General features: G+C 34.2%; 15 protein-coding genes. 5 read left to right on the forward strand and 10 right to left on the reverse strand.

Going from position 1 to position 24,708, the window contains the following annotated elements:
- The 3 genes from BMY96_RS14280 to BMY96_RS14290 all read left to right on the forward strand — a co-directional run.
- Positions 1–612, forward strand: a 612-nt coding sequence (locus BMY96_RS14280) for a T9SS type A sorting domain-containing protein (RefSeq protein WP_175473585.1), incomplete at its 5' end; no start/stop codon positions are given.
- Between the two features lie 265 nt (positions 613–877).
- Positions 878–8,170 carry a choice-of-anchor D domain-containing protein gene (locus tag BMY96_RS14285; protein WP_092853378.1) on the forward strand — a complete coding sequence of 2,431 codons (7,293 nt, stop codon included), beginning with the start codon at positions 878–880 and terminating at the stop codon, positions 8,168–8,170.
- Positions 8,171–8,310: 140 nt separating this feature from the next.
- Positions 8,311–11,493, forward strand: coding sequence for a DUF8693 domain-containing protein (locus tag BMY96_RS14290; RefSeq protein WP_092853381.1), 3,183 nt, complete (start codon positions 8,311–8,313; stop codon positions 11,491–11,493).
- A 90-nt stretch (positions 11,494–11,583) separates the two neighbouring features.
- Here BMY96_RS14290 and hisS read toward each other — a convergent pair whose 3' ends face one another.
- The 6 genes from hisS to rpsF form a co-directional block, all read right to left on the reverse strand.
- Positions 11,584–12,957: a histidine--tRNA ligase gene (gene hisS / locus BMY96_RS14295; protein WP_092853383.1), complete on the reverse strand. Its 1,374-nt coding sequence runs from the start codon at positions 12,955–12,957 to the stop codon at positions 11,584–11,586.
- 172 nt (positions 12,958–13,129) lie between these two features.
- Positions 13,130–13,597, reverse strand: a complete 468-nt coding sequence (locus BMY96_RS14300; protein ID WP_092853385.1) for a DUF6495 family protein — start codon at positions 13,595–13,597, stop codon at positions 13,130–13,132.
- 61 nt (positions 13,598–13,658) lie between these two features.
- Positions 13,659–16,769 (reverse strand): TonB-dependent receptor, encoded by a 3,111-nt coding sequence (locus tag BMY96_RS14305; protein WP_092853387.1) that lies wholly within the window; start codon positions 16,767–16,769, stop codon positions 13,659–13,661.
- Between the two features lie 151 nt (positions 16,770–16,920).
- A complete protein-coding gene (rplI, locus tag BMY96_RS14310) occupies positions 16,921–17,364 on the reverse strand; it encodes a 50S ribosomal protein L9 (RefSeq protein ID WP_092853389.1) in 444 nt (147 codons plus the stop codon).
- 13 nt (positions 17,365–17,377) lie between these two features.
- Positions 17,378–17,677 (reverse strand): 30S ribosomal protein S18, encoded by a 300-nt coding sequence (gene rpsR, locus BMY96_RS14315; RefSeq protein WP_175473589.1) that lies wholly within the window; start codon positions 17,675–17,677, stop codon positions 17,378–17,380.
- Positions 17,677–18,015, reverse strand: a complete 339-nt coding sequence (gene rpsF, locus BMY96_RS14320; protein ID WP_092853393.1) for a 30S ribosomal protein S6 — start codon at positions 18,013–18,015, stop codon at positions 17,677–17,679. Before rpsF ends, rpsR begins: the two co-directional genes overlap by 1 nt.
- Positions 18,016–18,225: 210 nt before the next feature.
- On the opposite strand from rpsF, the gene BMY96_RS14325 reads away from it, so the two are divergent.
- Complete coding sequence (locus tag BMY96_RS14325; RefSeq protein ID WP_019388305.1) at positions 18,226–18,921, forward strand: LytR/AlgR family response regulator transcription factor; 696 nt, start codon at positions 18,226–18,228, stop codon at positions 18,919–18,921.
- A 220-nt stretch (positions 18,922–19,141) separates the two neighbouring features.
- Here BMY96_RS14325 and priA read toward each other — a convergent pair whose 3' ends face one another.
- From priA to nadC, 4 genes are all read right to left on the reverse strand, one after another.
- On the reverse strand, positions 19,142–21,592 hold the full coding sequence (gene priA, locus BMY96_RS14330) for a replication restart helicase PriA (RefSeq protein WP_092853395.1): 2,451 nt from the start codon (positions 21,590–21,592) through the stop codon (positions 19,142–19,144).
- A gap of 30 nt (positions 21,593–21,622) precedes the next feature.
- Positions 21,623–22,045, reverse strand: coding sequence for a DUF2147 domain-containing protein (locus BMY96_RS14335; protein WP_092853397.1), 423 nt, complete (start codon positions 22,043–22,045; stop codon positions 21,623–21,625).
- A gap of 2 nt (positions 22,046–22,047) precedes the next feature.
- Positions 22,048–22,989, reverse strand: a complete 942-nt coding sequence (locus tag BMY96_RS14340; protein ID WP_092853399.1) for a YihY/virulence factor BrkB family protein — start codon at positions 22,987–22,989, stop codon at positions 22,048–22,050.
- A gap of 77 nt (positions 22,990–23,066) precedes the next feature.
- Positions 23,067–23,927: a carboxylating nicotinate-nucleotide diphosphorylase gene (gene nadC, locus BMY96_RS14345; protein WP_092853401.1), complete on the reverse strand. Its 861-nt coding sequence runs from the start codon at positions 23,925–23,927 to the stop codon at positions 23,067–23,069.
- Positions 23,928–24,220: 293 nt separating this feature from the next.
- On the opposite strand from nadC, the gene rlmH reads away from it, so the two are divergent.
- Positions 24,221–24,694, forward strand: a complete 474-nt coding sequence (gene rlmH / locus BMY96_RS14350; RefSeq protein ID WP_092853403.1) for a 23S rRNA (pseudouridine(1915)-N(3))-methyltransferase RlmH — start codon at positions 24,221–24,223, stop codon at positions 24,692–24,694.
- Positions 24,695–24,708 lie beyond the last annotated feature (14 nt).

Below are 24,708 nucleotides of genomic sequence, written 5' to 3' on the forward strand. Positions count from 1 at the left end.
ACGATTTGTTCTGGTGAATCTTACACTTGGAGTGCTAACGGCACAACATATACTACTAGTCAATCTGGGTTAACCATTACTAACGATGGTTGTACTGCAGATCAAGTGCTTAACTTAACAGTAACGCCAGCTACAACTTGGTACCTAGACGCAGATAACGATAACTATGCAGACTCTTCGATAACGGCTTGTTCATCTCCAGGCGTTGGCTATACAACTACGGTAATGCCAACAACAGACTGCGATGATACAGATAACACCATTTACCCTGGAGCTCCAGAAGTTACAAACGATGGTATTGATCAAGATTGTGATGGTTCAGATCAAACAACATTGGATAACAGCACTCAAGAGATAAATCTTATTGCTGTTACACCAAATCCATTCAAAGATAATGTGAACATCCAGTTACCTTCAAGCCTAAATAACAGCGATTTTAATATTAAGGTATTTGATTTAAATGGAAGGCTTGTATATGATAGAAAATTTTCTTCTAAAAATGGACAAGTAAAAGTTGTTGGCTTAAGTAAACTCGATCAAGCGCTTTATGTGTTCAAAATCGCGGATTTAAATTCAGGAGAAACAATTTACAAAAGATTGATAAAGTACTAACCATAGTTTTTTTTAGATAAAAAGAGGCTGAATTTTATATAAAATTCAGCCTCTTTTTTATAAAGTAATCAAATAATCAATAAAAATAAAAAGGATTCTTTATTAACAAATACTTTATACACAAATTATACCCATACACAAATACCTTAAAACCAACTAATTACATTTACACAATGTATTTCATCGATTAAATTTGTATTTCATGGAGTTTTAATCTAATTTTGTCCCATATTAATTAGTCCCAAGCTAAAAAATTTAACCTCTCATGAAAAAACTTTACACTTTCAGTATAATTTTGCTGTCCTTAATTTCACTTGGCAGCAATTCATTATTTGCACAAACAACCATTGCCTACCATGATTTTGAATCTGGGAATTTAGAAAACTGGACTGATGGAGGTAATGATGCCGGATTATTTTTTAATTCAGATTGGGCATGTGCAGGAGATTATTCTATCTACAGTAAGGACGATCAACTTGGAAATAACAGAATGACGTCTCCAACCTATGATTTTACACCATATAGTACTATTACTATGGAATGGTGTAATCAAAATTATGAACTTGAAAATGGTGAAGGTTTCGATTTAGAATACTTTGATGGTACTACTTGGCACCTTGTTGAAACCTACCTAAGAGGCATCGATTTTACAGGAACAGGGGCAGCCACTTATACCCTTAACTACACACTAAACTCTGCTAGTTATACATTTTCTGATTCTTCAAGGTTTCGATTTTCTGGTAATGGTAATAACGATAATGAATACAACTTTTACGACAATATAGAGATTATAGGTAATGGTTGCAGCAACACAATAGACAGCTTTCCTTATAATGAGGGCTTTGAATCTGGGTTAGGTCTTTGGACTCAATCAGTCAGCGATGATAACAATTGGACTAGACAAAATGGCGGAACTCCATCACTTAATACCGGTCCTTCAGGCGCTAACCAAGGCACGCGCTACTTATTTACAGAATCTAGTAACCCTAACTTTAATGATACGTTCATTTTAAATAGCCCATGTATAGACCTTACCGCTCAATCATCAATGGAGTTTTCATTCTTTTATCATATGTATGGTTTTGGTATGGGAGATCTATTTGTTGAATTAAGTACCGACAATGGTGAAACCTATCCAAATTTACTATGGAGTCAATTGGGACAAGACCAAACTAGTAGTGGTCAAGCATGGAATGAAGCTAATATTGATTTAAGCGCCTATTTTGGACAAGTTGTAAGGATACGTTTTAGAGGTGAAACGGGGAATGATTACCGAGGTGATATGGCTATCGATGATATATCATTAACGCCAATGGCACAACCTGAAATTAATGTTCAAGGTAATGCTGTTACAATTGTAGATGGAGATACAACACCATCTATAACCGATGATACCGAATTTGGTACTATTGCAAACGCAACCACATTAGACCGTACCTTTACTATTCAAAATACAGGAACCGATGTTTTAAACTTAACAGGAGGTATTCCTCTAGTTGATATTAGTGGTAATGCTGCCTTTTCTATTTTAACTCAACCTAGTGCTAACAGTATAGCTAGCGGTGGTACAGACCTTACTTTTACGGTTAGGTTTGCCCCTATTACAGACCTTACAAATGCACAAGCAACAATTTCTATTGATAATAACGATAGTGACGAAAACCCATATACATTTGTTATTCAAGGGTCTTCTTTTACTTCTGGTCCAGAAATTAATGTACAAGGTAACAGCCTTTCAATTTCTGATGAAGATACAACACCATCAACTGCAGATCATACAGATTATGGAAACGTTAATATTTCTAGCGATCTTGATAGAGTTTTTACTATACAAAATAACGGTTCTACAGATTTAGATATATATTCAATACTAATTACCGGAGTCGATGCAAGTGAATTTTCAACAGTACCATCACCGTTTGTTCCAGTTACAATTAGCGCGGGTAACGCAATTACATTTACCGTTAAGTTTAGCCCATCATCTCTAGGAGCAAAATCGGCAGTTATAAATATTGCAAGTAACGACTCCGATGAAGCCACTTACAACTTCAATATTACTGGTAATGGTTTTGTACCCTCTCCAGAAATTAATATTACCGGTAACGGATCAAGTATATCTAATGGAGACACAACTCCTGCTATTGGAGACGATACCGAGTTTGGTACAACTGCAGTTACAACATTTATTGACCATACGTTTACCATTCAAAATACGGGTACATCTGTTTTAAGTTTAACCGGTGGTAGTCCAATAGTTGATATTAGCGGAAACACAGCTTTTTCTATACTAACTCAACCTACCTCAAATAACATAAATAGTGGCGGTAGCCTTACTTTTGTAGTAAGATTTGCTCCAACTACTGTTTTAACAAATGCCCAAGCAACAATTTCTATTGATAATAACGATAGCGACGAAAACCCTTATACTTTTGTTGTTCAAGGTTCTGCTATTCCTGGAGACCCAGAAATTGATATTGAAGGTAATGGTCTTAGTATTGCAAATGGAGATACCACACCAAGTTTACTTGATGACACAGATTACGGCACAACAAATATTGGAGGTACTAACACAACAACATTCACTATTAGAAATTTAGGACCAGCACCTTTAAATTTAACGGGAGCATCTCCTTACGTAACTATAACAGGAGCGCATGCATCAGACTATTCCATTATTGAAAACCCAAACGCCATAATTAATGGAAGTTCATTTACAACTTTTGATATTCGATTTACACCTACAAATACAGGTATTAGAAGTGCAACACTAACTATATTAAATAATGATGGCGATGAAGCATCATACACATTCAATATTCAAGGTACAGGTGTAATAGGAGATCAACAAAGCCATACCATCTTTTATGAAAATTTTGATGAAAATGATGGTGGTTGGAATTCAAGTACCGCACCTTTTAGAAATGGGTCTTGGGTTTACGAAACATCTCCAACCTTAGTTTCAGAAGGAAATTATTGGAGAGTGAACAGTTTTAATAATTATGGAAATAATTATACAACATACTTAACCAGCCCAACGGCAATTTCAACTACTGGCTTTTTTAATGTTACCTTTTACATGGATATTAGACACGACACAAGTTCTGATATTGATGATGGTGTTCAAGTACAATACACCACAGACCCTTTAGGAATTTTTGGTTGGACAAGATTAGGAGATGATGGTGCCGGAACAAATTGGTATAACGATAACGATGTTAGTGCCATTAATACTAATGAGCACGGATGGACTGGTTTAAATGCTGAAAACGGGACTGACTCAAACAATAAGTTTATGGAAGCTTCTATATCCAGTGCAGCCCTAGACAACCAAGCAACTGTTTGGTTTAGAGTGCTTTTTGCTAGTGATGGTGGAACAACCGATTTAGGTGTTGCTATAGATAATGTTTTTATAAAAGGAGACTATATAACGCCTCCATTAGACCCAACTTACGGTCCTGGAAACGCAAATAATAATTTAAAATTATGGTTAAAATCTGATGTTGGAACAAGTACAACAACTGATAATACAGCTATTACCTCTTGGGGAGATCAAGCATATAGTAATGATGCTCATGCCTTTGGAACTCAAAGCCCTGTATATAAAGACAACGCCTCAGATAACATAAACTTTAACCCTGTTATTGATTTTGATAAAAACAACGGTAATATCCTTAAAGGTAAAGGTGGATATTGGACTCAAGATTATTGGATAGTAGTAAAAACTAATGACACTTTCGACAAAACAACATCAAATACTCAATCTCCAATATCAGGAAAATTTACTAAAATTGGATTTGATGTTGATGGTACTGGATTAGGTTTTGGTAGAATATCTTCTAGATTTAACAGTGATAATCTTATATCACACACACTAAGTACTTATAAGCGAACAGATGTACCAGGCTTAAACTCCTACGGAAGATCTTATGCTCCTAGCTCAACTAATAATATTGGGACGGATGTAATGATACTTAATGTAAAATCTAATACCGCGGTATCACCGGCTAGAAGTGAAATCTATTATAATGGAAAACGTATAGATAACCACGCAGGAACCAATGGTTCTACTGGTACTGGAACACCTCTTATACATGATGAATTCGAGAATTTAAGATACATCTTAGGAGCAGGTCAATTCTCAATAAATGGGCATGCATTAAGCTCTTATTTGGATGGAAAAATAACAGAGGTGGCAAGTTATTCTAGTCCTAATTCTACTCCAGACCAAAAGAAAATACAAAGTTACCTAGCTATTAAATACGGGGTAACATTAAAAGAATTTGGAACATCCAAAGATCCATTCGATTACGAATGTGATACAGATTATGTTGACTCTCAAGGCACAGTTATTTGGGATGCAAGTGCCAACGCTGGTCATAACTTTGATATAGCAGGTATTGGTCGTGACGACGCCTCACAATTAAACCAAAAACAATCGAAGAGTCAAAATATAGAATCAGATGGAACAGATGCTTATGGTCCAACCTTAACAAATGGATTCTTAACCATTGGTCTTTCTGATGTTTATGACACAAATAACGAAAATATAGCTTCCAACGCTACCACTTTAAACGATAGAGAGTATTTAATTTGGGGTAATAACGGAGCAGACATTAACCTTGCCTCTTCTTCTATTGCTGTAGATATGAGCTCTGGTATAGCAGGATTAAGTACACCTGTTACATTTACAGCTATGCAACGTGTATGGAAAGTAGTAGAAAACCGCGGAGATATCCCTTCTTGTAAAATACGAATACCAGAAAACACCATAAGAAACATAACCCCTCCTGGTCATTTCTATATGTTTATCTCAGATAGCAATGTTTTCGATCCAACTGCCGATTATAGAGTCATGACTAGCGATGGTAATGGTAATTTAGAAACGAATTATGATTTTAATGGCACCAAATACATAACTTTTGGATATGCACCACAAATAATAGTTGAACGTTCTATTTACTTTAATGGTATTACAGATTATATTGATGTTGATAACAAAATCAATCTAGACGCCAATGCGTTTACAATATCTGCTTGGATAAAAAGAGACCCAGGAACCGTAAATGCTTCTATTGTTTCAAAAAGAAATTCAGCATTTTCTGAAGGTTACGACTTAAGAATTAATGCAACAGGACATGTAGAAATGACATGGAATGGTGGTTCAGAATCCTTAACATCATCGGTTGCCATTCCAGAAAACGAATGGCATCAAGTAGCTGTAATTTATGATAACGGAACTGCCACGTTATATATTGACGGTGTTCCGGATACAGTTGCAAATTCTTTAACTGCTCCAACCCCTACATCTCAAAAATTCTTAATTGCAGCAGCAGATGGATGGGACCCTAATACCACCGATTATTTTGGAGGTAATATAGACGAAGTTAGAGTATGGAATACAGCACTTACTCCTGTTCAATTAAGATACATTATGAATCAAGAAATCATGGACGATGTATCTCTAGCTCTGGAACATGGAGATGTTATTCCTACAACAATTACAAAAAATGAAATAAACTCGATTCCTTGGACAGATTTAGCAGGATACTACCCAATGACTGTTTATACCTATACTAATACAGACGATATGTCTGGTAACGGTAACCAAGGGGCATTAAGAAACCTAAATACCGTAGACTATCAAACAGCACCGCTACCATACCAAACTCAAGCTACAGGCTTGTGGGATGCAGATGCTACTTGGTTAAACAATACGGTACAAACTTTACCTAATGCCTTTTCTATTATTGATGGTACTACCCCTATTGATTGGAATATAGTTGAAATAAATCATGATGTGTATTTAGGTACAAGTACGACACCAGCGGATGTAAGAAGTAGAGATTGTATTGTAGAAGGATTAATAATTAATACTAACGGAAACTTACAAGTTAACGGAAGTACAGCCTCTAACGACGGTATTGGTTTAACTGTAACGCATTACTTAAAGCTAGACGGAACCATCGATTTAGAAGGCGAGTCGCAATTAGTACAAACAGATCGTAGTGAGTTTGATGCTTCTAGTACAGGATTATTAGAGCGCGACCAACAAGGGTATGCTAGCACTTATTTATATAACTATTGGTCTTCACCTGTTTCTACTACTAGCAACGCAAATTATACCGTTGGAGATGTATTAGATAACGTAGGATTCTTAACATCGGGATATGATGGTACTAGTTCTCCAGTTCAAATTGCAGATTACTGGATTTGGAAATACACTAACAGACCTAGTAACAACTATTCTGAATGGCAACATGTAAGAAGCACAGGATCTCTAGCAATAGGAGAAGGCTTTACCATGAAAGGCCCAGGAACTGCAACACCAGACCAAAATTACGTTTTTGTAGGGCAGCCAAACAATGGTGATTTCACAACATCTATTAACGAAGGAAACGCCTACTTAGTTGGTAACCCATATCCTTCGGCTATGGACGCAGATCAATTTATTAGAGATAACCTCCATACTGCCGATGGTGGTAATAACGACAGAAATGTTATTAATGGAGCTTTATATTTTTGGGATCATTTTGCCGTAGATAGTCATAATTTATCAAGTTATCAAGGTGGATATGCAGTTTACACTCTTATGGGAGGTACAGTAGCTATATCTACAGATTCAAGAATTAATGCCACATATGCTTCTGGAACTAAACTACCTGAGCGCTATATTGGTGTAGGACAAGGATTCTTTGTATCATCAGACGATGGTGGACTAACAGGATTAACACAACCTATAATAGATGGCGATATTAACTTTAAAAACGGACAACGTGTTTTTCAAAAAGAAACCGTATCTGGAAGTAATTCAGGTTCTGTTTTCTTTAAAGGCTCTAAAAAATCTAAAAGCAATTCGAACGCTGTAGGAGATACAAGAGAAAAAATTAGATTAATGTTCGATTCTCCAAGTGGATATCACCGTCAGTTATTAACTGGTGTAGACCAAAACACAACTAATGGATTCGATTTAGGGTACGACGCTGTACTTATTGAAGACAATCAAGAAGATATGTATTGGAGTCTAGGAGATTCTAAATTAATAACCCAAGCGGTAAATAATTTTGATGATACTCAAAACATTCCGTTTGGTATGAAAATAACTAAAAAAGGTTTAGCTACTGTAAGAATTGATAATTTAGAAAACCTAGACACTAGCAAAAACATTTATGTTCATGATTTAGAACTAAACACGTATCACAATTTACAAGATGGTGCGTATACCGTCGAGCTAAGCCCAGGAGAATACACAAATCGTTTCGAAATTACATTCGCTAACCAAGCGTCGTTAAGTGTTGAAAGTATTGAAGAAATAGACCTAGATGTATATTTTTCAAATAATAAAGAAAGCTTGATAATAAACAACCCAAAATTACTAAATATTAAAGCTGTAGAAATGCATAATATATTAAGTCAGTCTGTTTTCAAGCTAAACGCAGAAAACGATAAACTTAATGAAAGCTATCTTGAATTTAAAGTTAAGCAAATTCTTTCTGGAGTATACATTATCAATCTAACGACTGATAACAATAAAATCTCAAAAAAAATACTGGTGGATTAACCCTTAAAACTAGCCCTAAAAACCTAGGGCTAGTTTAAAACACTTGTAAAATACTCGTGTGTTTTACACAAAAAATTAATTAATTCTAAACCGGCTTAGTAAGTAAATTCTATTTTCAAGGCCTAAACAAAAACCTAACCATGAAGCACTTTGTTATAATAATATCTGTAGTGTTATCCCTCATTATTGGTATTAAAAAAACATATGCCCAAGTACATTCTATACCTAATTGCGCACAGAATTACAACTTAAATTGGTCTACAAACATGGCCAACGAAAATTTTTGGCCACCAGGAAAATTATCAAACACCTATAAAAATGTAAATAACTCCGGTACCGATATTACGATTTCCTTTACTGGAGAAACAAACACTTTAGGTTTTTGGTATGGCAACACACCTAAAGTAGGATCGCAATCCAGTTATTTATATAAAGGAATAGATTTACTATCCAATGGGTTTTCGGGCCCAGGTATTACATGCACTATAACATTTAGCAAACCTGTTTATGCATTTTCTTTCGATATTCATCATATAAATAAATGGAACACTAATGGTGACAAATATACCTTTACAGGTAAAGATGTAAACGGAAACACCCTTTACCCTGAGTTTACACATTCTAGTTCGCCTTCCTACGAGTCCGATAGCAATACCGGTATTGTAAATGCACTTACAAACAAAATATCTGGAGATAATGCCATAATTGGTGTTAACTACACCACCCCTAACTATATTAAAAGTGTTTCTTTTTTATGGGAAGATTGCGATACCTGCAACAATAACCTACCACATGCAACAGGACTAGGAAGTTTTAACTTTTGTATGCCTCAAATCATAGATTTTGATGGTAAAGACGATTATATTAGTACATCTCCTTTTATTAACGACAAAAAGGAAGTTACCATGATGTCTTGGATAAAACTAGACAAAAAATCTGATGGTGGTTATATTATGGGGCAACCTAATTTTAATATGGCTATAGACTCAAACAAAAAAATACGGGCACATATTAAGACTAATGAAGGCACACCAATTAAATCTCCAGATTTATCGGAGTATTCTTTACAAGAAAACCTATGGTACCATGTGGCTCTAAAATTTGATAGTAATTCAGGTACCGCCATATTATACCTTAATGGAAATGCTATTTGGACCTACAGCAATGATAATTTAATACATAATAGTATTGCCGCCAATACCGAAGGGCATGTTTATGATTTTGAAATAGGTAGAAACCCAGAAACTAAAAACGATTATTTTGAAGGCTCTATTTACGAATCGAAGGTTTTCAAAACCGCTTTAAACGAAAACCAATTGCACCAACAGATAAATCAAGAAATTGAGAACAACGATGGCCATGTTAGAGGCATTATAATCCCAAAAGATATTGAAGGCTTGTTATGGAGCGACCTCCTCCTCTATTATAACATGTCAAATACAGAAAACGGAAATGTTACAGATTTATCTAGCCATGGTAGAGATGGTAAAATTAACAATATTCAACCCGACCAAACCAGACAAGATTTTACTGCGCCCTTGCCTTATGTAACCACAAAAACAAGTCAAGGAAACTGGAAAAATAAAGAAAACTGGGAAAATGGCTCTCATTTGGATATAAGCACCAAAATACCAAGCCACGCTATTATTAAAATAAAAGGCGATTTGGAAATTGACACCAGTGTTGAAACTACAGGATTAATAATTGACAATAACAAAACGTTGAAAATAATTAATAATTCGGCCTTAATTAACACGTGGTATTTAGCACTTGATGGCGTTTTAGATTTAGAAAACAACTCTCAACTTATTCAAACATCAACTAGTACATTAAACCCAACTAGCTCCGGTATATTACAAAGAAACATTCAAGGTACAGCCGATACATATACTTATAATTATTGGTCATCGCCAGTAGGAAAAACAAACAACCACTCCATAAACAACCCATATACTGTAAAAGATATATTTAAAGATATCACCTTTATAAGCACTGGATACAATGGTATTATCTCACCATTGTCGATTGCAGATTATTGGATTTGGAAATATAACAATATGCTAAGCGATAAATATTCCACATGGCAACAAGTACGTAGCTCTGGCGAGATTTTACCAGGTGAAGGCTTTACAATGAAAGGCCCAGGTACCGGAACAATAAGTGAATCGCAAGATTATGTGCTACAAGGAAAACCAAATAATGGAGAAATTAGCCTACCTGTATATGCCGGCAACGATTATTTAATTGGTAACCCCTACCCTTCGGCTATTGATGCTGTTAAGTTTATTCAAGATAACAAATCGGTTATTAATGGAGAAGGTGCAACAGATGGCACGCTTTATTTCTGGAAACATTGGGGCGGTGGTTCTCATTTAGCAAGCGAATATCAAGGTGGTTATGCTACATATTCACTTTCTGGAGCTGTACCAGCGGCAGGAAAAATGGAAGATGAAAGTATTTTTTCTACTGGAGGCACACAAACAGAACTTCCAAGCAGATATATTCCTGTTGGGCAAGGGTTTTATGCTACCGCAGAAACCAATGGGAAAATTACATTTAACAATAGCCAACGTGCTTATTATACTAACAGTAATACGGCAAGCAAAAGCACGTCTTCAAAAAATGTAACAGAAAACAATGACGATCCTAGAACCAAACTACGCCTTGGTTTTAACTCTGTGGGAGGCTTACAGCGTCAACTTTTAGTAACTGTAGATGAAAATGCCTCTACAGGATACGATTGGGGTTACGACTCAAAATACATTGATACCCAAGCCGATGATATGTATTGGTTAATAGACAATCAAAAATATACCATACAAGGTGTTAATGAGTTTTCAAAACAATTGGCTTTTCCTTTAGGAATACACACGAAAACCGATGGTTATAATAGTATACAGATAGATGAAATAAAAAATCCTCAAGTAGATTTCGACTTGTACTTACATGACAAAGCATTAGGTGTTTATCATGATTTAACCCAAGGTAAATTTGAAACTTACCTAGAAGCTGGCGAGCATTTAGATAGATTTGAGCTTACTTTCCAAAAAGGCCAAACATTAGATATTGTAGAAAATAGTATGGATCAAATTGAGGTTTACTATTCAAACGAAAATGCAAACATTGTTATAAACAACCCAAAATCTAAACAAATTGAAAAGGTTGAAATGTTTAACCTTTTAGGGCAAACTCTTTTTAAATATCATGCTAACACTACACAAAATCATCTTGAATATAATACCCAACAAATAACACCAGGTAATTACATTTTAAAGATAGATTCGGAATACGGAAGTGTATCTAAAAAAGTGTTTATCAAGTAATAAGTTGAGTTTATATTCAAAATTTTAAGTTAGTATTTATAAATCTGTAACTTAACTTATTTAAAGTCCTGAATAAAAATTCAGGACTTTTTACTTTTTAGTTTGAACTATTAGCGTTTCTAAAGACACCTTATCTTGCTCTCCAGAAACCATATTTTTTAAAGTATAGGTATTGGATTCTATTTCCTGATCGCCCACTAAAACCACAAAAGGAATGGCACGCTTATTAGCATGATTCATTTGTTTTTTCATTTTAGCAGCATCCGGATAAAGCTCCGCATTAATACCTTGAGAACGCAATTGTTTAATCGCTTTTAAGCTGAACAATGCTTCTTTATCGCCAAAGTTTATAAATAAAACATCAACATTTTTATTTACCGTTTCCGGAAATAATTTTAATTCTTCAAGCACTAAATAAATACGATCTAAACCAAAACTTATACCTACACCACTTACATCTTTCATCCCGAAAATACCCGTTAAATCGTCGTAACGACCACCACCACCTATAGAGCCCATTTTTACTTGAGCCGGAGCAGAAACTTCAAAAATAGCACCCGTGTAATAATTTAAACCACGAGCAAGCGTTACATCTAGTTGTAATACCGCTGTTGTTAAACCTAACTCTGTAATTGCTGTATTTATAAAGGCTAATTCTTCAATACCTTTCTTTCCTTCTTCAGAGGTATTTAAAATACCTTTTAAACTTTCCATTTGTGTTTCAAAAGAACCAGACAACGTAAATAAAGGTTGCAGTTTACTGATCCCTTCATCTGAAATACCTTTAGCACGCATTTCTTCTTTTACCTTCTCCTCGCCTATTTTATCCAACTTATCTAAAGCAACCGTAAAATCGATAAGTTTATCGCTAGCGCCAATAACTTCGGCTATGCCAGATAATATTTTTCTGTTATTAATTTTTATGGTAACACCTTCTAATTTTAATGCCGAAAAAACCGTGTCGTATAATTGAATAAACTCCACCTCTTGCCATAACGACTTACTTCCAGCCACATCGGCATCACATTGAAAAAACTCTCTAAAACGACCTTTTTGAGGTCTATCTGCTCTCCAAACTGGTTGTATTTGGTAACGTTTAAACGGAAATTCTATGTCGTTTTGGTGTTGCACAACGTAACGTGCAAAAGGCACAGTAAGGTCGTAACGCAATGCTTTTTCCGAAATTGAAGACGTTAATTTTAACGCATCTTTTTCAGCATAAGCCTGCTCATTTGCTTTGGCTAAATAATCTCCAGAATTTAAAATTTTAAAAATAAGTCTATCGCCTTCATCGCCATATTTACCCATTAAGGTCTCCGAGTTTTCAAAACTTGGTGTTTCAATAGGTTGAAATCCAAAAGTTTCAAAAGCACCACGAATGGTGTTAAAAATATAGTTTCGTTTTGCTACTTGTTCTGGATTAAAATCTCTGGTTCCTTTTGGGATGCTTGGTTTTTGAGCCATATTAATGCCTGCAAAAGCAGGTAACTTTTTAATAATTACTAAATTTTATTTATAATGTAGATTCCGGCCTAAGCAGGAATAACAAAAATAATTAATCAATTGTCATTACGTGTTTTTTCCTCAGAAAAAAAACTTGGCAATCTCTTAAATAAAAACTGAATTTGAATTACAGCTAATTTATAAGCTTATAAAAATAGTTATACAATTCGCCTTTAGTAATAGAAGCGCCTTGCTCAATCATTTTAAACTTATCTACATTTTTATCATCGGAGTATGCTTTGTCTGCTTGTAAAAACTCGACATTATCGTCCATTAAGTTTTCACGCAACCAATCATAGCCTTCTTGGGTTGTAATATCTACATCATTTTTTAGGTTAACTACAATAGCATGCATTTTGTCTTCTTTTAAATGAAACAAGTACATGTGTTGCGGTGCAAAATGCTCTAGGTATTCTGCTTTATTTAAAGCACCTTCCCAAATTAAATCGCTAAATACATCTAATTCCATTTCTGCCAATTCCGGCTTATTGGTTTTTAAGTTTGCCCACTCATCTGCTGTTATAGATTGTGTTGCTAAAAAGTTGATGAATTCTTGGTGTAATTCTTCAAATTGTTCTTTTGTAAGTCTACGATACTTCATAATAAAAAAAAATGCGCCCCTTAATTAGGAGCGCAAATTTAAGAATATATATGCTATTTTCTTAGAAAATATAGCGTAAACCTACTTGAGCTTGCCATCTAGAAGCTAAACTAGAGTCAAAACCAAATGTTGTAGAATTTTCATCGCCATTAAAGGTATAAGTTGGTACTCCAGAACCATCTACACTCACACCAATTGGTTGTACATTGTTTGGTTGTTGGATAATACCCCAATCTGAACTTAATAAGTTACCAAAATTCAAGATATCAATACTAAATTGAATAGTATTGGTTTTATCGCCAGCTACCGTAATATTATAATCTTGTAAAAACTTAATATCCCAACGTCCTCTCCAAGGTGCTAAAGCGCCATAACGTTCTGCATATTGCCCACGTCTTCCGTTTAAATAATCATCTTGTTGAATATAGCTTTCTAGTGCTGCAGCATCTCCGGTACTTGCAAATTGCATTTGCCCAATTTCGCTGGCTGTTGGAATGTAAATTAAATCGTTAATTCCAGAACCATCACCATTTATGTCTCCGCCATAAGTATAGTTAAATCGTCCTCCTTGTGCATATTCAAAAAAGGTAGAAATAGTTGTTGCCCATTTATCATTTCCGTAATTCCATTTTTTACTAGCAACACCAATAAAACGGTGTGTATCGCCATATTTAGAATACGATAACACATCGTTATTTACATTTCCTAAAGCTGGATTACCGGCAAACGCATCGCTAGTAATTTCTGCTTCAATAGAATTTACATCTTTAGAGTTTAAGTAGCTATAAGCTAACATGGTATAGAAACCACCTTCAAATGTTTTTTGTGCTTTTAACGAAGCATTCCATATTCTACCTTTATCAGAATTTGTAAAAACAAATGCACCATCGGCAGGATTTCCATCAAAAGTAAGGATATCGGCAGCTGTATAAATAGGTCTGTTATCTACACCTTGTAAAGTTCCAGACGGTGTTGATAGCCCCCAATGTTGTACATGAGCTCCATTTATATCTTTAGTATACGATACATCGGCGGTTAAAATTAAACCATTTTCTAGTTTTTTATCTGCACCAATGTTAGTACGCCAAACCTGTGGATATTTATAATCTGGATCTACAGCTTGTAAAAAGAAAGCATCTGGTGCCGCAATTTGGTTACCTAACCAAACAAAAGGAAAACGTCCTGTAAATAACCCTGAACCTCCACGAAGTTGAACCGTATCGTCGCCGTGTACATCGTAATTAAACCCGATTCTTGGAGATACTAACCAATCGCTATTTGGCATTTGTGTATTGTCTATAGTAACAGATTCTCCTGTACTTGGGTCTTCGTATTGTACATCTGGTAATACAAACCCTCTATCAATAACATCTTGCGCTTTTTGTGCAGAATCAAAAAACATAGGCTTATCAAAACGTAAGCCATAGGTTAATTTTAATTTTTCGGTAACGTTCCACTCATCTTGCATGTAGAAGGATAACTGCCCTACATTAGTTTCGGCTAATGCCCAACCTTCGCCATCTGGCACTGAATTATTAGCATTAAATGTGTTTTGTGGCGAATCAAAATCATAACTCGTAGCATCAAAATCATTAATATCAACAGAGCCAAAAAGATCAAATCCGTAACTTGTTAAATTAAATGAGTTATCGAATTCAAATTTTTCAAATGAGAAGCCTACAGTAAACGTGTGATCGCCTTGAAAAAAGTTTAAATTATTTGAAAATTGAAATACTTTTTGGTCCAATCTATTATGTACAGAAAATGGTTCGTGACCAGCAATTATATAGTTTGAGCCATCTTTTGTAATATTAATGGAAGGCGCCGGTGTAGAGAACGGATTTCTAAAATCGTTAAAGTGCGTGTACCCCACTTGCAATTTATTTGTTGAAGATTCTGAAAGTGTAGAATTTAACTCTAATTGTACAGACTTAAGTTCGTTATTAATTTCGTAACCAGAGTTTTGAAATTGCAGGGTATTTGCATTAGGCCCTCTAAATGTAATAGCCGTTGGGTGCGCTGGCTTTTCTTTTGAAGCATTTAAGAAATTATAAATAACAGCTAAACGGTTATTATCATTAATATTCCAATCTAATTTAAAAATACCTTTTGTAGATCTTGCCGAATGTGTAAACCCTTGGTAAGCACCAGGATCGTATCCTACAGCTAATAATGCATCTCTAACTGCAATTAAATCGCTTTCTAAAACTCTAGATTCGCTAATACCACCAGAACCTGTGTTTGGTGTCCAGCCATTAGTCCCTAAATCATCACGTTCATCTTTTTCGAAGTTCGCAAAAAAGAATAATTTATTTTTTACTATTGGCCCTCCAATACTAACGCCATATTGTGTTTGATTCAAATCTGGCCTTGCAACTTCTTCACCTTTTATTTTATTACCAGTTAAAGATTCATTTCTTGTAAATCCATAAACGGTTCCATGAAACTCGTTAGTTCCACTTTTAGTAACCGCATTTACAGAAGCACCTGTAAATCCGGATTGTGTAACATCGTAAGGTGCTGTAGATACTTGAATTTGATCTATAGCATCTAGTGATACGGGTTGCGAATCTGTTTGTCCACCCGGTGTCGCAGCATCCAATCCAAATGGGTTATTGAAAATAGCACCATCTAAAGAGAAATTATTAAACTGGTCGTTTCTACCTCCAAATGAGTTTCCACTTGCAGTAGGTTCTAACCTTGTAAAATCTGATGCCGATCTAGAAATAGTTGGTAAACGGGATAATTCGCGTCTTCCTACACTAGTTTCGGCTCCCGTTCTATCGCTACCAAAAGTACCAGTACCTTGTCCTGCTTGAATAACCACGGCATCGAGTTGTTCGCTATCATCTTGCATAACAACATCTATATTTTGTGTTTTTCCTAAAGTTAAAAACACATCATTATAAGATTGCTCCTTGTAACCCACAAAAGTAATTGTAATGGAGTAAGGCCCTCCAACTCTTAAATTTAACAAGTTAAATCTACCATCAATATTAGATGCAGCACCATATTTAGTCCCTGTTGGGGTATGAATTGCAACAATATTAGCCCCAGGAAGTGGCTGGGAAGTTTCGTCTAAAATCAATCCTTTAATATTAGAAGTTGTTACCTGCGAGAAGGCAAGAACACTAAAACATATTAAAAAAAAGGTAAGGGTTGTTTTTTTCATTTTGAATACGTTATTTGAGTTAGTCGATACATATTATGCGTACATAATAATTTTTCAAAACAAAAATAGCACAAAAAAAAGCCACTCGTAAGAGTGGCTTATCTTTATTTTAAGCTTTTATTAACTTTTTGTTAATTAATTAATTAATTAATTAAGCTTGAGCAATAACTTCAAATTCTAAATCTACAGATACTTCTCTATGTAAACGTACAACTGCTGTATATTTACCTAAACGTTTAACCGTAGTAACAGTTATGAATTTTTTATCTATTGACTGTCCTTCTTTTTCTAAAGCTGCAGCAACATCAATATTGTTAATAGATCCAAATAATTTGTCTCCAGTACCAACTTTTGCAGGTATTTTAATTTCTAATGCTTTAAGTGCTTCTGCAGTTGTATTAGCATCATCAACTATTTTCTTTTCTTTAAAAGCACGTTGCTTTAAATTTTCTGCTAACACTTTCTTTGCAGAAACTGTAGCTAGAATCGCTTGTCCTTGAGGAATTAAAAAGTTTCTACCATAACCGTTCTTAACTGTTACAACATCGTCTTTAAATCCTAAATTTTCAACGTCTTGTTTTAATATAAGTTCCATTGTTATCGGTATTTTATTTTAATAAATCTCCTACGTAAGGCATTAATGCTAAATGACGTGCTCTTTTTACAGCTACAGCCACTTTTCTTTGATACTTTAATGATGTTCCTGTTAAACGACGAGGTAAAATTTTACCTTGTTCGTTAATAAAACGCATTAAAAAATCTGGATCTTTGTAATCTACATACTTAATTCCAGACTTTTGAAACATACAATATTTCTTAGTCTTGCTTGTATCAATATTAAGCGGTGTTAAATATCTAATTTCACCGTCCTTTTTTCCTTTTGATTGTTGTTCTATTGATGACATAATTAAGCTTTTTGTTTAAGTTTAACTCTTCTTCTTTCAGCCCAAGAAATAGCATGTTTATCTAACGCTACTGTTAAATAACGCATAAAACGCTCATCACGTCTAAACTCAACTTCTAAAGGTGTAATAACTTCTCCTGGTACAGTGTACTCAAATAAATGGTAGAAGCCACTTTTCTTGTTTTGAATTGGGTAAGCTAATTTTTTAAGCCCCCAATCTTCTTTTGATACCATCTTAGCGCCGTTAGAAACAAGAAAATCTTCGTATTTCTTTACTGTTTCCTTTATCTGGTCTTCAGATAAAACGGGATTTAAGATGAAAACAGTTTCATAATGATTCATAAAAATCTATTTTTATTGTTAAAAATTGGCTGCAAAAATAATTAAATTCTGTATATTACACAATATTATTTCTTCCTATTTTAAAAAGTTTAACAGCTACATTTTATTTGTTAATGAAATGTTAAATAACGTATTTAAACGATGATTTTTGGTTTTTAACCGAAAAAATCGTACTATTGTCGATATCTTAACCGAAATAATATAAATGTTATGACTTTAAACTGTGTAGTAGTAGATGATTCAGCGATACAACGTCTGTCTATTGTTAAGTTGGTCGAGAACCACCCTTCTCTTAACTTAATAGCAGAATACAGTAGCGCTTTAGAAACTAAAAATGGTTTAAATACGCATCAAGTAGACCTAATTTTTTTAGACATTGAAATGCCAGTGTTAAATGGATTTGAACTATTAGACGTATTAAACAACAAACCTCAAATTATTTTTGTAACCGGTAAAACTGAATATGCTTTTAAAGCATTTAACTATGATGCTACCGATTATTTACATAAACCAATTACAAGAGAACGTTTTAATACCTCTGTAGATAAAGCGCTAGAGCAACATAGGTTGACTTTAGACTTTAATGAAGAGGAAGGCGAGCACATTTTTGTAAAAAGCAACCTTAAAAAACGTAAAGTATATATTAAGGATATTAAATGGATTGAAGCCCTTGGTGATTATGTAAAACTTGTTACTGAAGAAAACAGCTTAGTAGTACTTTCTACAATGAAATCTTTTGAAGCCGAATTACCCGAAGGGAAATTTTTAAGAATTCATAAATCTTATATTGTGAATCTAGATAAGATTGACAGATTTAACAGTAAAAATGTTGAAGTTGGCGCATACGAAATTCCGTTAAGTAGAAATAAAAAGACCCAATTGGTTGATGCCTTAAACAATATTTAAGGACTTTAAAAAAATTATGATAAACTCCTTACATAAGTCTGGACCGAATCATTTATAAAATTTGTTTATAAATTTATATATCATTAAAAGTTATCGTCATTTAGAATTACCCTAACAAACGGAAAATCTTTTATAATCAAGAAGCTATTATTACATTTTAATAATAGCTTCTTTTATTTTTAATCTCAGACTAATAACAAACAAATTAGCAAGGAGACAACTAGAAATTATCGACATTTAGAACAACCCTTACCGACCTAAAATCTTTAACACTCATAAAGCTGTTATTAATTTTCATAATGGCTTCTTTTGTTTTTGCTAACGATTGTTGTTTTGGAATTTTAACCAAAATGTTTTTATGAAACTGATTCCTTATTCTGGCCACTGGTGGCGACTCCGGCCCCAACACATAATCTTTAAACACCTGCCTAAGCGACTTTGCATACCATATAGAAGCGGTTTCTACCTTATTATAATCCTTATGTTTTAAAGTAATTTTTATCTGCTTGTAAACCGGCGGATATTTAAAATTATACCTATCATCCATTTGCTCCTTAAACATATCTATATAATTATTAGTAGATACTTGTTGCAAAATATTATGGTATGGATTATACGTTTGTATTAAAACCTTACCACGCTCTTCGGTACGTCCTGCCCTACCAGATACTTGCTGCATAAGCTGAAAACTACGCTCGTGCGCTCTAAAATCTGGAAAATTAAGCATATTATCGGCATTCATAATACCAACCAGCTTTACGTTTCTAAAATCTAAACCTTTAGTTAGCATTTGGGTGCCTACCAGAATATCAATTTCTTGTTGCTCTAATGCAGTAATTATTTTCTCGTAACCATATTTGCCGCGCGTGGTATCTAAATCCATTCGCGCTACTTTGTGCTCCGGGAAAAGCAATTTTACTTCCCCTTCTATTTGCTCTGTTCCAAAACCTTTACTGTCTAAATCTTGACCGCCACAGGCTTCACAATTTTGCTTCATAGCAGAATTATAACCGCAATAGTGACAGCGCAATTGATTTCTATATTGGTGGTAAGTTAAACTCACATCGCAATTAGGACATTGCGGCGAGTGCCCACATGTATTACACTCCACAATTGGGGAGAATCCTCGTCGGTTTTGGAATAATATTACTTGATGGCCTTCACTTAGGGTTTCTTGCATTTCCTCAATTAACCTATCGCTAAAATGCCCTTTCATGCGCTTCCTTTTTAGCTTATCCTTAATATCAACCAACTCAATATCGGGCATTAAAACGTCGTTATAACGCTTTGTAATTTCAACAAACCCATATTTATCTTGTTGCGCATTAAAGTAACTTTCTAGACTTGGAGTAGCAGAACCCAAGAGCGTTTTAGCCTTGTGCATGTGCGCTAAAACTACAGCAGTATCGCGCGCATGGTAACGCGGTGCAGGATCAAATTGCTTAAACGATTGTTCGTGCTCCTCATCCACTATAATTAAGCCTAAATTATCGAAAGGTAAAAATATAGACGAGCGTGCGCCTAGTATTATTTTCGCTTTCGCGGAATTGTGCAGTACATTATTCCACACCTCAACACGCTCGTGCGTTGAGTATTTAGAGTGAAAAACAGCAACCTGCTCGCCAAAGTAATTTTGTAATCTTGTAACCAATTGTGTGGTTAAAGCTATTTCTGGAAGTAAATATAAAACCTGCTTTCCTTGTTGGATTACATCTTCTATAAGTTTTACATACACCTCGGTTTTACCTGATGATGTTACACCATGTAATAAGGTAACGTGATGTTTTTCAAAAGACGCTTTTATTTCTGTTAAGGCTGCCTGTTGATACTCATTAAGTCGTTTTGAAGCTTCGGTTTCTTCGCCAGAATACTCTACCCTATCCCTTTGAATATAATATTCTTTAAGAACACCTTTATTAATTAAAGATTTTATGATCGAGCTAGAGGCACCACTTTCGGTAGTTAAATCGCTAACCTTTACAGGCTTTTTTGTTTTGGCAGAAATAGAAAACAACGTCATAACAACATCGCGTTGTTTTGGTGCTCTACTCAAATCATCCAACAATTTATGAAGCTCTACCTCGGCCGTGTAATGCGGATCTAACTTAACATAACGCACCAATTTTGGTTTATACTTTTCATAAACCTCTTCCTCTACAGTAATAGCCTCTTTCTCAATAAGCCTTTTAATAACAGGAAGAACATTCTTTTTATCTAAAATACTAGCAATATCATGAATCTTTAAAGAGGATTGATGGTGCAACGCTTCGTAAACCAAAAACTCATCATCTTTTAATATAGACTCATCAATAGTATTAACATTGTTTTTAGTAATTACAGTTTCGCTTTCTAAAATAAAAGCACTTGGCAATGCAGCCCGCATTACATCTCCCATAGTACACATATAATACTCCGAGATCCAATGCCAAAGTTTTAACTGGTACTCATTTACTACAGGCGATTCATCTAATATTTGTTCAATGTCTTTCGCCTCATAAGCTGCAGGTGCATTCTCATGTATGTTAAAAACAACACCGGTATATATTTTAGATTTTCCAAAAGGCACAGCAACGCGCATACCAACTTTTAAAAAATTGGCTTCGGCAGCAGTTATGCTATACGTAAATAGCTTTTGAAGCGGTATAGGAATTATAACGTCTATAAAGTGCAAACGGCTTAAGATTTAATATTATAAAAAGAATTATTGATGGCGAATCCAATATTGTGTAAGGTATAAAAAAGAAATATAGCCACGTACTTGAAGCTTTCCTGTATCCTCCATTAACTTTATTCTGCACTTATATTCTTTTCCATTTTCAGCATCGAAAATAGTTCCGTTTTTATAATATTCGTCTTGCTTTTCCAGCTCATTAATAATAACCATACCTAAAATTGGTTTATCTTTTTTATCACCTTCACAGTTTTGACACAAAGTATTTTTATCAAACGGCTCTAGTATTTCTATAACCTTGCCAAAAATCTTACCGTTTTCTTCATAAATATCTACAATACATTTATGTGCGCCTGTTTCATCATCAACCGTTTTCCATTGTCCTAAAACACCTTGAGATTGCACCGTTAGCAACAAACAATATAACACTATAAAACACATATAATTCTTCATAACTAAAAGCTTTTTCTAAGTTTATTTAATGAGGCATTCAATTCGTAACCCAACAATAAAATATTAGAGTTAAGCCACAGGTAAAATAATAAAATTAATAACGCGCCAATAGAACCATACAGTTTGTTGTATTGTCCAAAATTTTCAATGTAAATACCAAACAAATAAGACGTTAATATAATAAGCAACGTTGTAAATATAGCACCTATAGAAAAGAATTTAGACTCTCGCCCTTCTCTTGTTCCAAAATAATACAAGGTAGCTGTTGCCATATACACCATAACTACAAAAAACAGATATTGCACCACATTGGTCCAAAAAACCCCTTCGGAATCTACATGATAACCTCTATCCTCGAAAACCGTTATTAACTCTTGCACTACGTATATTTGAATATACCCAAGTACGATAATGGTAAAAATAAGTAAAAAAGCTAATATTAAAGCTATACCTAAGGCATACATATATTGCTTAAATACGTTACGCGTTAATTGCTCGTGATAAGAATTTTCGAATCCAGAAAAAACAGCGTTTACACCATTTGCCATTAACGCTACCGACAACACAAAAACGGAAGATAATAACCCACCACGTTGCGATTGGTCTATATTTTCGAAAATATTTTCAAAGAAAAAATCTGAGGTACTTGGAGGTAAAAACGATTCTAGAAATTGTAAAAATTCAATTTTAAAATCATCAATAGGCACGTATGGTATTATAATTAAAACAAATAGTAAAAAAGGAAAAATTGCAGTAAAAAAACTAAAAGCTATGGCACTAGCCCTAGTGGTTAAAGCGCCTTTTACAATACCCGTTATATACAACTCAAGTAAATCGTAAAATGAGAGTCCCTCAAGCCCTGGAAGCTTTATTTGCTTAAAAAAACGAACCAAGACATTAACTACGGGTATTTTATCTAGTTTTTCCTCAAGACTTCTGGACATTAATAATTTATGTTATAATTGTGTATATAACAAAGTTATTAAAATTAAAAAGTAAAAACAGATTTAAAAAAGGTTAATTACTTAATAGCTTTTAAACTTAAATCCATATTGTGTACAGAATGCGTTAAAGCACCACAAGAAATATAATTTACACCACATTCTGCATAGTGCCTAATGGTACTTTCGTTTATATTTCCCGAAGATTCGGTAAGACATTTATCGCCAATTAACTTCACGGCTTTTCTAGTATCTTCATAGTCAAAATTATCTAACAAAATTCGATATACCCCTTCGTTATTCAGTATTTCTTGAACCTCTAATAAATCCCTAGCCTCGACCATAATTTGAAGATCCCTTTTCGTTTCCTTCAAATAATCTTTAGTCATTTCTATGGCCTTTGTAATACCTCCTGCAAAATCAATGTGGTTGTCTTTAAGCATAATCATATCGTATAAAGCAAACCTATGGTTTTCGCCCCCACCAATTTTTACGGCCCATTTTTCTAACACGCGAATTCCCGGTGTCGTTTTTCTAGTATCTAAAATTCTAGTTTTAGTACCTTTAACTAAATCAACAAACATTCTAGTTTTAGTAGCAATAGCACTCATACGTTGCATAGCGTTTAACACGGTACGCTCTGCTTTTAAAATAGATTGCGATGGTCCTTCAACGTACATTACAACATCGCCGTATGTAACTTCGGTACCATCTTCTAAACGCACATCTAATTTTAAATTTTTATCAACATAAGCAAACACCTTTTTTGCAAAATTAACACCACCAATAACCCCTTTATCTTTAACTAAAAGCTTAGCTTTTCCTCTGGCATTTGCCGGAATACAAGCCAAAGAACTATGATCGCCATCTCCAACATCTTCTCGGATAGCATTTTCAATAATCATCTTAACTTCTGTGTCAAACTGCTCTTGTGTTATCATAATACTTATAAATTAATACAAGCAAAAATAAGAAATAGATTAACTAAATTATATTTTACAATTACGAATTTTATATTTTTTTTCTAACTAAAATATATTATTCCTAAATTTAAACTACTTTTTTTTCATTTTAAAACAACTAATCATTTAAAAATCATTGTCTTTAACTATTTAGGCTTAAACTATAAGTGGATTATGATACTAACTTAAAATATACTTATTTTGCTATTTACTAAATGCTAAATGTAATTGAATATATTCAATTACGCCCAAAACCTATTTATTTCTAATAAATGACTATTACATTAATTACAATTGGTAAAACCGACAATAAAAACCTTGTAGCCTTAATAACGGAATACACAAAACGCTTAACACACTATATTAAATTTAATTTGGAGGTTATACCGGATATAAAAAACGCTAAAAACTTAAGCCAAACCCAGCAAAAAGAAAAAGAAGGTGAATTAGTTTTAAATAAAATTAAACCTACAGACACCGTAATATTGTTAGATGAAAACGGTAAACAGTTAGATTCTGTAGCCCTTTCAACCTACCTACAAAAATATATGAATTCTGGAATAAAACGCCTTGTGTTTGTTATTGGAGGCCCTTATGGGTTTTCCGAAACCATTTATAAACAATCAAACGGCAAACTATCCTTATCTAAAATGACGTTTTCGCACCAAATGATTCGCTTGTTTTTTATAGAGCAATTGTACAGAGGCTTCACTATCCTAAAGAATGAACCTTACCACCATAGGTAAATTTACAGTCTCAG

The organism is Algibacter pectinivorans (genome assembly GCF_900112595.1).
GTDB classification, from domain to species: Bacteria; Bacteroidota; Bacteroidia; order Flavobacteriales; family Flavobacteriaceae; genus Algibacter_B; species Algibacter_B pectinivorans.

What these genes read in the sequence shown, in the direction of transcription:
- BMY96_RS14305 (WP_092853387.1), bottom strand. Translation starts at nt 16,769, where the DNA reads ATGAAAAAAACAACCCTTACCTTTTTTTTAATATGTTTTAGTGTTCTT.
- BMY96_RS14285 (WP_092853378.1), top strand. Translation starts at nt 878, where the DNA reads ATGAAAAAACTTTACACTTTCAGTATAATTTTGCTGTCCTTAATTTCA.
- rpsF (WP_092853393.1), bottom strand. Translation starts at nt 18,015, where the DNA reads ATGAATCATTATGAAACTGTTTTCATCTTAAATCCCGTTTTATCTGAA.
- BMY96_RS14325 (WP_019388305.1), top strand. Translation starts at nt 18,226, where the DNA reads ATGACTTTAAACTGTGTAGTAGTAGATGATTCAGCGATACAACGTCTG.
- nadC (WP_092853401.1), bottom strand. Translation starts at nt 23,927, where the DNA reads ATGATAACACAAGAGCAGTTTGACACAGAAGTTAAGATGATTATTGAA.
- BMY96_RS14290 (WP_092853381.1), top strand. Translation starts at nt 8,311, where the DNA reads ATGAAGCACTTTGTTATAATAATATCTGTAGTGTTATCCCTCATTATT.
- BMY96_RS14340 (WP_092853399.1), bottom strand. Translation starts at nt 22,989, where the DNA reads ATGTCCAGAAGTCTTGAGGAAAAACTAGATAAAATACCCGTAGTTAAT.
- BMY96_RS14300 (WP_092853385.1), bottom strand. Translation starts at nt 13,597, where the DNA reads ATGAAGTATCGTAGACTTACAAAAGAACAATTTGAAGAATTACACCAA.
- hisS (WP_092853383.1), bottom strand. Translation starts at nt 12,957, where the DNA reads ATGGCTCAAAAACCAAGCATCCCAAAAGGAACCAGAGATTTTAATCCA.
- rlmH (WP_092853403.1), top strand. Translation starts at nt 24,221, where the DNA reads ATGACTATTACATTAATTACAATTGGTAAAACCGACAATAAAAACCTT.
- BMY96_RS14335 (WP_092853397.1), bottom strand. Translation starts at nt 22,045, where the DNA reads ATGAAGAATTATATGTGTTTTATAGTGTTATATTGTTTGTTGCTAACG.
- rplI (WP_092853389.1), bottom strand. Translation starts at nt 17,364, where the DNA reads ATGGAACTTATATTAAAACAAGACGTTGAAAATTTAGGATTTAAAGAC.